Raw genomic sequence first — 13961 nt, forward strand, 5'->3', positions numbered from 1 at the left:
GTAATTAAAGGATATGATTGCCTTTTATCCCAGGCGGGCGATACGCGATCTGGCTTCGTCAAGGTGATGGCGCAATGCGTCAAGGCACGGGGCGAAACGGGGGGAGAAGCGGCCGCAGCCGCTGGCGGCAGCATAGAAGTTTTCGGCCAGCTCCAGCGCCTGCTGCCAGATTTCCCTGCTAATCACCTGCGGCAGCGACACCGGGCGCAGCGCGTTTACGATTGCGCCCCCCGCTCTGGGAGCGAACCCCATCGGCAGCATGTCGTAGGCGGGCGCGAGTTGATACGGGCGACCATGATCGCTGATGAACGACAGGTTTCCGTGGTGCATGTCGGTATTGCCAATCAGCGTCCCGAATGCCCAAAGCCGGGCGGTGCCGGCTGCGGCTTCTGGCTGAACATGTCCCGCGGCGACAAGGCTGTTCACCAGATCGGGCCAGTAAGCCCTGGCATTGCCGACAAACTCTGCATCGAGTGCCCGCAGCGAGAAGACGCCAATACGGCCCAGTTTGCCCACGCGGTCGAAGCGGGGGATCTCAAGGAAGCGCTGACCAGCAAAATCTACGATCTCTGTTGCTACCCCAACCACTCTCAGCGCCAGGTGCTCGGCCAGCAGCAGATCGCGCCAGCGTTCGCTAACCGGGTTATCGTCCAGAGCCGAAAATTTTACTAATACGTGACCACGATCCGTATAGGTGCAGAACTTAGGCTGCTCACCGCCAGCAGATGACCCTGGTGCCTCACCGGCCCCTGCCGCCAGCGCCAGCGCGGGATACCCCATGGCGCGCTCAACCGGGGTGGGCTCCGGCATCTCGAGGAAACGCTCCCGCGCCTGCTCGCCAATCAGCAGATTGCCGATAGCATCATGACCCTGTGCGAGCAATGCCCTGACCACATCCGCGTCTGTCCACTGCTCTGGATTCGAGGGCAGGCCGAGTTCGGTCGCATACTTTGATGCATAGGCTCGCCCGAGATACCCCTGCGGACGCATGTCAAACAGCCACCACGGCAGCCCGTCGCTGTGAAGGCTCACGCCGTCACTCTGCATCATGACAAACCCTTCCGGACGAACCGGAATAAGCTCGCCAAGAGGCCTGACGCGCCCTTCATCGCTGATGCGGTAAATGGGGGCAGATCGGAATCCGCGCCAGGCATCATGCAGGGCATACTGAATAGATGGACCCGCTCCGATTCGCACAATCTCCTCGCCGAGAATCCGCAATGCACGGGACAGCGTTGGCTGGCTAATACCCATTATTTCAGTCAGTTGTCGGGAAGTCATCGGCCCTTGGTTGAGCAACTGGCGTATCCTGTCAGAGCGTTCTGGCATAAGGTTGAATCACTTTGTGAATAGGTAGATGAATAGATAATCTATCAGTTAAATATTAACCAGTCACTATCCGGATGGGGCAGAGGGAGAACAGGGCGACACTTTGGCGACACAAAGTTTGAGAAACAAAAAAGCCACCCCTTTCAGGATGGCTTAATCGTATGATTCTAAAGCTAAAATCTGGTGGCCCCAGCTGGACTTGAACCAGCGACCAAGCGATTATGAGTCGCGTGCTCTAACCAACTGAGCTATGGGGCCTGAGGCGCAGGATTATAATGTAACTGCGCGGCCCGATCCAGCGCTTAACCGTTGTCTGCTGCAATTCCAGGCAAATTTATTTTGGCCGGAACTGGTTGAATCATAACCGTTATCTGCCGCAGGCCGCGCCGCGCAGGCGTTAACGGTAGCGTGACGCTGACCGATCGCGTGATAAATCGGGGATCAGCGCCGCACGACTTGCCTCGTAGGCCTGCCATTTCTCAATGTTTTCCAGTGACGCAATCGTCACGCTCTCGCCCAGGTCGAGTCCCGCCAGCGCGGCATCAACCAGCGTATCGACCTCCATAATCATCTGCGGCGGCACCTCGTCCAGTGATTTGCCGGAGCGCTCGAAAATTTCGGTGCGCGTTATGCCCGGCAGCACCGCCTGCACGCGCACGCCGTGCGCACTCAGCGACGCTTCCAGCGAACGGCTGAAGGTCAGCACAAATGATTTACTGGCGTTATACGCGCCGTTGAACATCTCATGCACCAGCGCCAGCACCGAAGCCACGTTGATCAGCGTACCGTGGCCGCGAGCTTTAAATGCATTGCCTGCGGCGTGCGCAAGGCGGGTAGGGGCGAGGATATTCAGCGCAATCATCGTCTCTACCCTGTCGATATCGTTATCGAGGAAGTCGCCATCCACGCTCATTCCGGCATTATTCACCAGCAGGCTGATGCTGGCGTCGCTGCGCAGGCGCTGCTCAACGCGGGCAAGGTCCTGCTTATTGGTCAGGTCCGCCGCTAGCACTTCGCTGCTGATGCCGTATTTGTCGGCCAGCTGCTGCGCCAGCTTCTCTAACCGCTGCTGGTCACGCGCCACCAGCAGCACGTTATAGCCGCGTGCCGCCAGGCGCTCGGCATAGACCGCGCCAATACCGCTCGACGCGCCCGTAATCACTGCCGTACCCAAAGTTGCCGTTGTCATGGTTATTCCTCTATATGATGGTCATCATGTTTGCCCTGAGCTAATATGACGGTCATCATATATACTGTCAATACGCCACCCGCATTGAATATGACGATCATAATAATTACTCTGATAGCCCTTGCCTGTGGGCGCTCATTCAGGAAGCCGTTATGTCAGAAGCAGTCAGTCACAAAGAACGTACCCGCCAGCGCATTCTCGATGAGGCGGCGGCGATCATGCGCGTGGTCGGCACCGAGGGGATCGGCGTAGCGGCGCTGATGAAGCGCGTTGGGCTGACCCACGGCGGCTTCTATGCGCACTTTAGCTCGCGTGACGATCTGGTGGCGCAGGTGGTCGGGCAGATGTTCGATCAGACCCACGCGCGCGTGCGCAGCGAAATAAGCGACGGCAGCGTCGCGCAGCAGCTGGCACAGCTGATTGACCTCTACCTGTCGCCCGAGGCGCGTAATGCACCGGAGTGCAGCTGCCCGCTGCCGTCACTGAGCGGTGAAGCTTCGCGCCTGCCGCCGGAGGCACGTCAGCGCTTTGACCAGGGGATTCAGGCGATGCATGCTTTGCTGGTGCAGTGGCTGAGTGCGCTGGGGCATGAAGAAGCACGAATGCTGGCGAGTTCGGTGCAGGCGGAGATGATCGGCGCGATGGCGCTGGCGCGCGCGATACCGGATGAAGCCCGTGCCGGGAGTGCGCTACAGGCGTCGCGCACCGCGCTTAAGCAGCGTATCGGGATTTAAATCAGCGGCGGGTGGTAGATGGCACTGCTCCAGTGGCGGCTGCTGGCGTGTTTCTCCCCCAGCCAGCCGAGCTTGCGCAGCTGGCGCGCAATCAGTTTGTTCATGATGCCGTGACCGACCAGCAGCACATCGCCGTGCCGGGATAGCGCAATCAGCTGCAGGGCGGCACGCGCCGCGCGCTGCTTTGCCTCGGCGTATGACTCCACCTCCCCTTTGTAGCCAAACAGCCACATTGCGCGCAGCAGCGGCAGCCACAGCAGCGGCGGCAGAGCAGGGAACGCCAGCGGCATCACCGGCATCGCCACCTCACGGTATAACGCATCGACGTGCTGCGCCTGCCTGCCCAGCTTCGCCAGCGACGAACGCGCGCGCGGCAGCGGGCTGGTGACGATCACCTGCGCCCGCGCCGCCAGCCGCAGGCTGCGTTCCGGCGGACGATCGCAGATCTCAGCCAGATCGTAGGCCTCGCACCACTGCGCCATCGCCAGCGCCGAGCGGCGGCCGGGGAGGTGGTGGTCGGGTTTACCGTGGCGCATCAGAGTTATGGTCATCGCATCTCGCCTGCTTATTCCGTCCGTCAGCTTAACCACTCCCCGGCATCAAGACAAACGCCCCGGCATTTTTCAGACGATGTCATCAAAGCGCAACATCCAGCGGTTAAAAACGTCGGGCCAGCGCGCGGTTTAACCTCATTTGTCTTAAGTTTTGCTGCCCCGTGGCGCGATGGAAAAAAATTGCATGTTTTTCACACGATTCAGCCCGTTGATTTTATTTGATTTTTTGGCAGCTCCTGGTTGTGAATGTCAAGATAATCTAATTAATTGTGCTGCGATGGCTTGATTTATCTACCCGCGTAGATACAATAGCTCCGTAGTGAAAATTCACGGTGCTTGATGGTTAGCAGTCACCTGAAGGTCAACTTAGTTTCGCGTAACTTATACGACTGGTCATTTTTAGACCGGCGGCGCAAAGCGAAGAAGCGTTCCAACACCAGGGAACCTTACACGACCTTTCGTCATGGCTTTTATATCAGCATCTTCACTGGCGAATTTTCCTCTGCGGAGGAGTGCGAACCAGGGAAGGTGACAAACTGAACTCCTCACATCAGGGAAATTTTCATGTCTACACCGCAAAACGTCGCATCGGATAGTGCAATGCCAGCCACCTCGGCGGCAGATGAACGTTTAACCACCCCCGAAGGACGCAAAGATTTCTGGCGTGCCACCTTGTCCTGCTGGCTCGGCACGGCGATGGAATATGCCGATTTCGCGTTATATGGTCTTGCCGCCGGGATTATCTTTGGCGATGTCTTCTTCCCCGAAGCCACTCCCGCCATGGCACTGCTTTCCACCTTCGCGACCTGGTCTGTCGGCTTTATTGCCCGCCCGATTGGCGCACTGTTCTTTGGCTGGCTGGGCGACCGTAAGGGTCGTAAAGTCGTCATGGTCTCCACCATCATCCTGATGGGCGCTTCCACCACCCTTATCGGTCTTATCCCCAGCTATGCTTCAATTGGCCTGTGGGCGCCTGCCTGTCTGGTGGTCCTGCGCTTTAGCCAGGGCTTTGGCGCAGGGGCGGAGCTGTCCGGCGGCACGGTGATGCTGGGCGAATATGCCCCGGCGCAGCGGCGTGGGCTGGTCTCTTCGATTATTGCTCTTGGCTCCAACAGCGGTACGCTGGTGGCGTCACTGGTGTGGCTGGCGGTGGTGCAGATGGACCAGCAGTCATTGCAGGAGTGGGGCTGGCGTATTCCGTTCCTGTGCAGCTCGCTGATTGCGCTGGTGGCACTGTGGATCCGCCGCCATCTGCGAGAAACGCCGGTATTTGAACGCAAGAAAGCGGAAGTTGAAGCGCAGCGTGAGCAGCGAATCGCCGCGCAGCCGCAGGAGGCCGATACCCGCGGTTTCTGGCGCCGTAGCCGTGCCTTCCTGACCATGATTGGCCTGCGCATCGGTGAGAACGGCCCGTCGTATCTGGCCCAGGGCTTTATCATTGGTTACGTGGTGAAAGTGCTGGCGGTGGATAAGTCCGTTGCCACCACCGCCGTATTTATCGCCTCGCTGCTCGGCTTCCTGATTATCCCGCTGGCCGGCTGGCTCTCGGACCGCTTCGGTCGTCGCATTACCTATCGCTGCTTCTGTCTGCTGTTAATCCTCTACGCCTTCCCGGCTTTTATGCTGCTCGATTCGCGCGAGCCGGCGATTGTCATTGCCACCATCGTCACCGGCATGGGGCTGGCATCGCTCGGGATCTTTGGCGTGCAGGCCGCGTGGGGCGTTGAGATGTTCGGGGTAACCCACCGCTACACTAAAATGGCGACGGCGAAAGAGATTGGCTCGATTCTCTCCGGCGGCACCGCGCCGCTAGTGGCTGCGGCGCTGCTCTCCTGGACCGGGCACTGGTGGCCGATTGCGACCTATTTTGCGGTGATGGCGGGCATTGGCTTCCTTACCACCTTTGTGGCACCGGAAACCCGCGGGCGCGATCTTAATGACCCGAACGATGCGATATAAACAGGGATAACGAACTCAAAGGATGCGTGAGCCGGGAACCTGTTCCCGGCTTTGAGCTGTTTCAAACCAAAGGAAAATGCCTGTGAGCAAACAGAACCCTCAGCGCGCAACCCGCGCCGATGTGGCGAAAGAGGCAGGAACCTCGGTGGCGGTGGTGAGCTACGTTGTCAACAACGGCCCGCGCCCGGTGGCCCCGGCCACGCGCGAGCGCGTGCTGGCGGCGATTAAAAAGATCGGATATCGCCCGAACAACGTGGCGCGAGCGCTGGCTTCCGGCACCACCAAAACCTACGGGCTGGTGGTGCCGAATATCAACAATGCGTTTATCGCCTCGCTGGCAAATGCCTTGCAGCAGGAAGCTCAGGCCAATGACATGGTGATGCTGCTCGGCGACTCTGGCGATAACCGCAAGCGCGAGCTGCAGCTGATCAACAATCTGCTCGGCCAGCAGGTCAACGGCCTGATTTACACCAGCGTCGATCGCCACCCCTATATTGATGTTCTGCAGGCCAGCAATACGCCGTTTGTGATGCTGGACAGAGTCGATCCCAGCCTGCAGGTCAGCGTGCTGCGCGTTGATGAGCGCGCGGCTTCGCGCCAGGTGACGGCGGTGGGGATTATCTCCGGCCCGCTGGAGATGCTTAACGCGCAGGATCGTCTGCAGGGCTGGCGCGAAGCGCTGGCTGAACAGGGCGTGGCGCAGCGCGAAGAGTGGGTTTTCGCCGCGCCTTACACCCGCAGCGGCGGTTATCAGGCGGCACAGCAGATGCTGCAGGGCGCCACTCGTCCACGCGCGCTGTTCACCGCCAACGAAGCGCAGGCGATTGGCTGCATCCGTGCGCTCTCCGAGCAGGGGATCCGCGTCCCGCACGATATTGCGCTGGTCTGTTTCAACGGCACCGAGCAATCCGCCTTTCATGTTCCTTCGCTGACCACGGTACGTCAGCCGGTGCAGGAGATGGCAAAAACCGCGATTAAGATGCTCGCGGCATGGAAAGGAGAGACCACGCTGCGTGAGTTTTCTCACCAGCTGGAAATTGGCGAGTCCTGTGGCTGCAAGCTGGCCCGATAATAAGAAACCGATAAATGAAACGATTAATTATTGATTGCGATCCGGGGAATGGTATTGCAGGCGCCAACGTCGATGACGGGCTGGCTATCGCGCTGGCGATGGCCGCGCCGGAGATCTCGCTGGAGCTGATCACCATCGTGGCGGGCAACACGCCCAGCGATGTCGGATACAGCGTGGCGAAAGATCTGATGGAGCGCACCGGGCAAGCGGTGCCGGTGATCAAAGGTGCGGATGCCGCACTGTGTGAACCCGCCGCCGCCTGGCGTGAAGCGCTGGATACGCGGGTGCACACCAGCCAGCTGGCACATCTGTGGCGCGGCGTGCGTCAGCCGCCGCCCTGTTCACCGCCGCCGCAGGAGGCTGCCGATGCGATGGGGCAGCTGATTTGCGCCAACCCGGGCAAAATTACCCTGGTGGCGATCGGCCCGCTGACCAATGTGGCGCTGGCGCTGGAGCGTTACCCGGAGATGGCCGATGCGGTGCAGGAGATCGCCATTATGGGCGGGGTGTTTGCGCTGGACGACTTTATTAAAGACACCAACTTTGGCATCGACCCGGAAGCGGCGCACAAGGTGCTGAGCAGCGGGGCAAACATCACCCTGGTGCCGATGGATGTCACCAGCCAGACGCTGATGACCCATCAGGATCTGAATCGCATCGCTAAAATCGATACGGTGCTGGCGCGCTTTGTCACCGAGACGCTGCGCCCGTGGATTGACTATTCCATCCATACCCGTCATCTGCCGGGCTGCTGGATCCACGATGCGCTGGTGGTGGCGTGGCTGCTGAATCAGCAGGTGGCGACCGCCGCTGACTATTTTGTCGATGTCGAGCTGCGGCCGGGCATGACGCGCGGGAAATCCTGGCGTTTCCGCCAGCCGCTGCGGGTGGATGTGGGTATCGGTCAGCCGCAGGGTGGGTTAGTCCACGTGCTGCAGACGGTGAATAACCAGCGCCTGCTGGGGATGCTGGAGCGTTACCTGGCAAAGCCGTTGGCTTAAATCCCGGGTCGGGCATGCCCGCCCCACCGTAGGGGACGACCATTTTTTCCGGTCGTCCCGTGCCGATGATTTGCACCCATTACGATGAAGACCATTTTTTCCGGTCGTCCCGTGCCGATGATATACATCGGGTGTTTATGTCGTGACACTACGCCAGCGCCACATATCTATCGCCAGCAGCACCAGCAGGCTGGCGCCCATCACCGGCAAGCTCACCGCCGCAACCGCAACGATCACCAGCAGCAGGAAACGGGCGCTGATTGAAAGCGGGCGCCAGCAGCCGAGCAGGGTATCCAGCGGGGCAACCTTGCCACCCGCCGGGCGGCGCAGCCACCACATGCGGTAGCCGATGACGATCATCACGCACAGCCCAAGGCCAAACAGCGCCAGCACCAGCTGATTCGCCAGCCCGAACAGCACCCCCATATGCGCATCCACGCCCCAGCGCGTCAGCTTCGCCAGCAGGCCAAACTGGGCGAACTCCACCTTATCAATCACCTGATTATTCTGCGGATTGACCGCCACGCTGTCGACCTGGGTTGGCCAGCTGCGGTCAATCTCATTCACCGTCCAGGCCTTATCCGCCTGGTAAGCGGGGCGGATCTCAAGCTTCGCCGCATCAATCCCGGCTGCCCGCGCTGCGCTGAGCACGCGATCAAACTGTGCGGGATGGATCGCCACTTGCGCGGCATCGTGCGCCATCATCATATGGCCCTGATGCTCGGCGTGTTCATCCATCGGCATCGCCATCGCCGGTTCGGGATGCAGGGCCGTATTGACCTGGGGTGTTAACCAGCCGAAATGGCTGCGCAATTGGGCGATATTCTCTCCGGCCCAGCGCGACCACGTCAGCCCGGTGGCGGAGAAAAATACCAGACCAAGCAGCAGCGCCAGCCCGAGCGTGGTGTGCCAGTGGCGCTGCCCGGCCAGGCGCTGCGCGCGCGTTGGCTGCGCACTGGCTTTACGGCGCGGCGGGCGGCGGGTGGCCCACAGCAGAGCACCGCCCAGCGCGGCTATCCACAGCCAGCTGGCGGCCAGTTCGCTGTAGTTGCGCCCGACCTCGCCCAGCAGCAGGCTGCGGTGCAGATAGTCGAGCCAGGTGCGCAGCGGCAGGATGCCGCTGGTGCCGTAGACGGTCAGCGAGCCGCGCACTTCCAGCGTTTTCGGGTCGATAAATATCGCCTGGCTCTCCGACGGTCCCAGACCGGGGCGGGAAAACATCACTCGCGTGGTTTCGCCCTCGTGCGGGGCCGGGCGTACCGCCACAATCCTCGCACCAGGTCCGTTCAACTCGCTGGCGCGCGCCACCTGGGCAGACAGCGGCTGGTCCACACCGCTGGAGGTGGTAAACAGCTGCTGATGATACAGCGCCTTTTCCAGCTGCGGGGTCAGCACATACAGCGTGCCGGTCAGCGCGGCGATAAAGATAAACGGGGCGATAAACAGCCCGATATAGAAATGCAGGCGACGCAGCAGCGGCAGCACGCTGCTGCGGCTCTGGCTGGCGTGCAGGGGGATAGGTTTCAGTTGTTCTGACATAGTCTCTTCCATCCGCCTGATAAACAGGCATCCATCAGGGCCTGCGCACGGGCAGGCAATAAATGACGTGATTACAGGAAAGCGACTGTCTGCGGCGGGGCGCGAGGGTGGAAATAGCGGGGAACAATGCGTGCGGCAACCGACTGCACCAGCGGCAGCTGGGGCGGTTTGGCCGCCTGAAGCGCCGACCACAGCAGCGGCAGCACCAGCATGTCGAGCGGCAGGTGCGCCAGCAGCACGCAGTAGCCGCAGGCGCTGTCATCCATCATTGATAGCGGATGATGGTCCGGCATCGGCGGGTCCATCGCCGGCATCCCGGCCATCTCCATCTCCATACCCATCGCATGATGCATCATCATGCTGTCACCGCCGCGCCGATCCGCCAGTGATTTGGAAATCACCGGAGCAACAAACAGCAGCAGTATCGCCAGCAGGCCAAGCCAGGCGGCCTGCCGACTGCGGGTATAAGAAAATTCGCATAGAGACATGCGCGGATTGTACGTGAATTGATTGCCGGGATGGAAAAGATTGTTGCTCAGATTAAGGCGATTTAAGTTGAAACACGGTTAGTGGGCTAATGATTACATGGGTAATAGAATGAAACGCGCGCTTACAGCCTGAATCTAAGCCTGACAAAAGGCCGCCCGGAAACACCTGTATTACATGTTATAAACAAAAGGTTAACACCCCTCTCGCCCTATAAGACAGGATCTGACCCTATGTTTAACTGGACTTCGACCCAGCGCAACGTGGCGTTTGCCAGCTTTGCCAGCTGGACGCTGGACGCGTTTGACTTCTTTATTCTGGTCTTCGTGTTGAGCGATATTGCCGCAAACTTTAATACTAAAATTTCCGAGGTTTCGCTGGCGATTATGCTGACGCTGGCGGTGCGACCGATTGGCGCGCTGCTGTTTGGCCGCCTGGCAGAGAAATTTGGCCGCCGCCCGATCCTGATGGTGAATATCATCACCTTCACCATTTTCGAACTGCTGTCGGCCTGGTCGCCGACGCTGGAGTGGTTCCTGGTGTTCCGCGTGATTTACGGCGTGGCGATGGGCGGAGTGTGGGGCGTGGCCTCCTCGCTGGCGATGGAAACCATTCCTGACCGTTCACGCGGGCTGATGTCGGGCGTATTCCAGGCGGGCTATCCGTGCGGTTACCTGCTGGCGTCGGTGATCTTCGGCCTGTGCTACAGCCTGGTCGGCTGGCGCGGCATGTTCCTGATTGGCGCACTGCCTATCCTGCTGCTGCCGTTTATCTATTTCAAAGTGCCGGAGTCGCCGGTGTGGCTGGCGGCACGCGAGCGCAAAGAGAGCAGCGCGCTGATGCCGGTATTGAAAAGCCACTGGAAGCTGTGTGTCTATCTGGTGCTGCTGATGGCCTGCTTTAACTTCTTCAGCCACGGCACGCAGGATCTCTACCCAACCTTCCTTAAGGTACAGCACGGCTTAGAGCCGCACGTCATCAGCATCATTGCTATTTGCTACAACATCGCCGCCATGCTGGGCGGCGTCTTCTTTGGTTCGCTGTCGGAGAAGATCGGGCGTAAAAAGGCAATGATGATTGCCGCGTTCCTTGCGCTGCCGGTGCTGCCGCTGTGGGCTTTCTCCAGCGGCTCCTGGGCTGTGGGCATCGGTGCATTCCTTATGCAGTTTATGGTGCAGGGAGCCTGGGGCGTGGTGCCGACCTATCTCACCGAGCTGGTGCCGGCCAATGCGCGTGCGGTGCTGCCGGGTTTTGTCTACCAGCTGGGGAATCTGATTGCCTCGGTCAATGCTACGCTGCAGTCAAAAATCGCGGAGGCGCACGGCAACAATTACGGTCTGGCGATGGCGATTGTGGCGGGCACCGTCGCGGTGCTGATCTGCGTGATTGTCGCCTTCGGGCGCGAAACGCGCGGCGTCAAAATCTCCGGGGAACCTTAAATAAAGTAGGGGCGAGGCATGCCTCGCCCTGGGTCAGGCATGCCTGACCCCTACGGATTCATCGGCGGTTGGCGCATATCCAAATCTCCGGGTAGGGGCGAGGCATGCCTTGCCCTGGGTCAGACATGCCTGACCCCTACGGATTCATCGGTGGTTGGCGCATATCCAAATCTCCGGGTAGGGGCGAGGCATGCCTCGCCCTGGGTCAGACATGCCTGACCCCTACGGATTCATCGGTGGTTGGCATACATCCACCCATTCGGCGTCGGTGAGCTGCGCCATATAGTCGGGGGTAATGCGCACTGCGCTATGGATAGCGCCTGCGGCAGGCAGCACCTCGTCAAAATCCTTTAGCGACACATCACAATAGACGGTCAGCGGATGCTCCAGCCCGAACGGGCAGACGCCGCCGACCGGGTGCCCGGTCCAGGTGACCACTTCATCGGTACTCAGCATGCGCGCCTTGCTGCCTAGCGCCTCTTTCAGCTTACGGTTGTCCAGCCGCGCATCGCCACGGGTGACGATCAGCACCACGCGGTCTTTCACCTTCAGCGACAGGGTTTTGGCGATCTGCCCCGGGGTGACCCGGTGGGCTTTCGCCGCCAGATCGACGGTGGCAGTGCTTTCCGCCAGTTCAATGATGCTGATTTCGGGGGCGCGTTCGGCAAAAAACTGCCTGACAGATTCCAGACTCATGCTGTTCTCCTGAATTTTTAGCCGATAAAATTGCCATATTGTTAGCAATCTGTAAACGGCAAAAAATTCGCGCAGGATGAAAAAACAGCGGTGCTAATTACACTGTTCTCGATTTAATTTGGCTTAATATCTTATTCGGTGTGGGCAATAAAGCGTTTGTATTAAGTAAAGGAGAAGTTTTGAAAATGAATGAGCCTGTTATCCAGGCTCATTCATTTTTACAGCGCGTCGGCGGCCTGAGTCAGTGGTTTTTTAATCAAATCCTGATGGCTGAGGATAGTATTACGGCCCTGGTTTTTTGCCAGATATAATGCCCTATCTGCATTAGCCAGCGCAGTATCAAAATCCTCTTCAATCAGTGGCGCAATTCCGGCGCTGACGGTGACGTGTGTTGCGACCCGATCGTTAAAGTGATGAGGAATATCCAGGTCGAGCACGTACTGGCGGATGCGCTCGGCCAGCTTCAGGGCAATCGACTCATTCACGTTGGTCAGCAGCACCAAAAACTCTTCGCCGCCGTAGCGGCTGACGATATCGCGCGAGCGCACGGCATCACGGATCGCCACTGATACCCGCGCCAGCGCCTGGTCACCCATCGCATGGCCGTAATTGTCGTTATAGGCTTTGAAATGGTCGATATCCAGCAGCAGCACAAAGTGGCTGCCAGCGTGATTCTCCAGAATATTTTCCAGGCGGTTTTTCAGCCCGCGCCGGTTATACAGCCCGGTCAGCGGGTCAAGCATGCTGAGATCGCTGTAGGTCTCTTTCTCTTCATACAGCTGGCTCACCAACCGCCGGGTAAAGTGGTCGCGGCGGCGCTGCATCAGGTGGTGCAGGGTGAAGCCAATCAGCGGCAGCGTAATCGTGAACAGTATCAGCAGCGTGTTTTGCCCCTGATCGAGCATCAGCACCGCCACGGAGGCCGGGGCGGTATGCAGGCAAAAGGCCAGCAGGTGATCTCCCAGCGCAATGGCGCTGATAAAGAACACGCTGACCAGCGCCATCATCAGATAGCTGTCGTCAAAATAAAACGCCTGATTATACTTAACCACAATTTGCCACGCCCAAAGTATTCCGGTAATCAGCGCCGCAATATTTAATAGCGGAAATTTCCCTAAAGGCTTTAACAACATCCATATCAGTAAGGTGACGCTCATTATTACTATCGCGAGGGAGGGCTTGGTTACCATTGACGCGGCATAGCCATTCACGCGCAGCATGCAGAATGAAGCGGTAGCTGTGTTTAAAAATAGAAATAGCATCAGCGATAGCCGACGCTTGCTGTGCAGCAATTCATCGTAGCTTTGTATTTTCATTATGAATACTCATGACTGCCCTGAAATATCAAAACGCTATCATTGCGTGATGGCCGATATCCCAACCTGGAATAGTTTTGAGTTGTTATTATAAGAATTATCTTAATAGTGTTCGCTGCCAATCTACCACTTAAAGCTGGAACTGTCATCTGCGGGGTCAAAGTTTCAACAATGTTGCTGCAAAATGATAAGAACTATCATATGCTATTGGTAATCATTATCATTTGTAAGCGTGTGGATTAGGGGGGAAGCTGGATGATAGGTAAACGACTGGATAGCGGCTGGGGGATCCTGCTGCCGTGCGCCATGATGCCGCTGGTGGCGATGATGGAGCTGTCGTTCAGTGAATGGCGCGTACTGATGGTGGCGGCGTTCCTCGCAACCCTGGTGATGCTGTTTCATAAACGGCTGCGTCACTACATGCTGCTGCCATCGTGCATAGCACTGGCGGGCGGCGTTGCGGCGATTTCGGTGAATTTTACGTCAGGGTGATGAACGGATAAAACAGGGATGAACAGACAATAACAGGGAGTGTTGATATCAGAGAAAAACGGATGAAATACGGTGGGAGTCACTTATGAGGGATTCAACATGGTGCGAAGAGAGGGACTTGAACCCTCACGTCCGTTAAGACACTAACACCTGAA

General features: G+C 58.6%; 13 protein-coding genes and 1 tRNA gene. 6 read left to right on the top strand and 8 right to left on the bottom strand.

Going from position 1 to position 13961, the window contains the following annotated elements; genetic code table 11:
* Positions 1-24: 24 nt before the first annotated feature.
* The 3 genes from yjjJ to QLG07_RS22880 all read right to left on the bottom strand — a co-directional run bounded on the left by yjjJ (position 25) and on the right by QLG07_RS22880 (position 2518).
* Positions 25-1329 (bottom strand): type II toxin-antitoxin system HipA family toxin YjjJ, encoded by a 1305-nt coding sequence (yjjJ, locus tag QLG07_RS22870; RefSeq protein WP_282470226.1) that lies wholly within the window; start codon positions 1327-1329, stop codon positions 25-27.
* A 181-nt stretch (positions 1330-1510) separates the two neighbouring features.
* Positions 1511-1587, bottom strand: a tRNA-Ile gene (locus QLG07_RS22875).
* 139 nt (positions 1588-1726) lie between these two features.
* On the bottom strand, positions 1727-2518 hold the full coding sequence (locus QLG07_RS22880) for an SDR family oxidoreductase (protein ID WP_230048821.1): 792 nt from the start codon (positions 2516-2518) through the stop codon (positions 1727-1729).
* Between the two features lie 152 nt (positions 2519-2670).
* On the opposite strand from QLG07_RS22880, the gene QLG07_RS22885 reads away from it, so the two are divergent.
* Positions 2671-3252 carry a TetR/AcrR family transcriptional regulator gene (locus QLG07_RS22885; protein ID WP_187497508.1) on the top strand — a complete coding sequence of 194 codons (582 nt, stop codon included), beginning with the start codon at positions 2671-2673 and terminating at the stop codon, positions 3250-3252.
* Here QLG07_RS22885 and QLG07_RS22890 read toward each other — a convergent pair.
* Entirely contained in the window at positions 3249-3803 is a 555-nt protein-coding gene (locus QLG07_RS22890) for a histidine phosphatase family protein (RefSeq protein WP_048914704.1), read from the bottom strand. The genes QLG07_RS22885 and QLG07_RS22890 overlap by 4 nt on opposite strands.
* A gap of 567 nt (positions 3804-4370) precedes the next feature.
* Between QLG07_RS22890 and QLG07_RS22895 the strand changes: the two genes are divergently transcribed.
* The 3 genes from QLG07_RS22895 (at position 4371) to QLG07_RS22905 (ending at position 7838) form a co-directional block, all read left to right on the top strand.
* A complete protein-coding gene (locus QLG07_RS22895) occupies positions 4371-5765 on the top strand; it encodes an MFS transporter (RefSeq protein WP_048914705.1) in 1395 nt (464 codons plus the stop codon).
* 82 nt (positions 5766-5847) lie between these two features.
* Positions 5848-6837: a LacI family DNA-binding transcriptional regulator gene (locus tag QLG07_RS22900; protein WP_282470227.1), complete on the top strand. Its 990-nt coding sequence runs from the start codon at positions 5848-5850 to the stop codon at positions 6835-6837.
* A 14-nt stretch (positions 6838-6851) separates the two neighbouring features.
* Positions 6852-7838 carry a nucleoside hydrolase gene (locus QLG07_RS22905; protein ID WP_187497506.1) on the top strand — a complete coding sequence of 329 codons (987 nt, stop codon included), beginning with the start codon at positions 6852-6854 and terminating at the stop codon, positions 7836-7838.
* A gap of 135 nt (positions 7839-7973) precedes the next feature.
* Here the strand turns inward: QLG07_RS22905 and QLG07_RS22910 are convergent, their stop codons facing one another.
* A complete protein-coding gene (locus tag QLG07_RS22910) occupies positions 7974-9389 on the bottom strand; it encodes a PepSY-associated TM helix domain-containing protein (RefSeq protein WP_282470228.1) in 1416 nt (471 codons plus the stop codon).
* A gap of 59 nt (positions 9390-9448) precedes the next feature.
* On the bottom strand, positions 9449-9865 hold the full coding sequence (locus QLG07_RS22915; RefSeq protein WP_282470229.1) for a DUF2946 domain-containing protein: 417 nt from the start codon (positions 9863-9865) through the stop codon (positions 9449-9451).
* Between the two features lie 231 nt (positions 9866-10096).
* Here QLG07_RS22915 and QLG07_RS22920 point away from each other — a divergent pair, with 231 nt between their 5' ends.
* Positions 10097-11302, top strand: a complete 1206-nt coding sequence (locus QLG07_RS22920; RefSeq protein WP_133624705.1) for an MFS transporter — start codon at positions 10097-10099, stop codon at positions 11300-11302.
* 222 nt (positions 11303-11524) lie between these two features.
* Here QLG07_RS22920 and QLG07_RS22925 read toward each other — a convergent pair whose 3' ends face one another.
* The gene (locus QLG07_RS22925) at positions 11525-11998 is read right to left on the bottom strand and encodes a YbaK/EbsC family protein (protein ID WP_133624703.1); all 474 of its coding nucleotides are present in this window, start codon (positions 11996-11998) and stop codon (positions 11525-11527) included.
* Positions 11999-12216: 218 nt separating this feature from the next.
* Positions 12217-13314 carry a diguanylate cyclase gene (locus tag QLG07_RS22930; RefSeq protein ID WP_048914712.1) on the bottom strand — a complete coding sequence of 366 codons (1098 nt, stop codon included), beginning with the start codon at positions 13312-13314 and terminating at the stop codon, positions 12217-12219.
* Positions 13315-13569: 255 nt separating this feature from the next.
* Here QLG07_RS22930 and QLG07_RS22935 point away from each other — a divergent pair, with 255 nt between their 5' ends.
* A complete protein-coding gene (locus tag QLG07_RS22935) occupies positions 13570-13806 on the top strand; it encodes a DUF1435 domain-containing protein (RefSeq protein WP_062818456.1) in 237 nt (78 codons plus the stop codon).
* The last annotated feature ends 155 nt before the right edge of the window (positions 13807-13961 follow it).

Source organism: Erwinia sp. V90_4 (genome assembly GCF_029967685.1).
Taxonomy (GTDB): domain Bacteria; phylum Pseudomonadota; class Gammaproteobacteria; order Enterobacterales; family Enterobacteriaceae; genus Erwinia; species Erwinia aphidicola.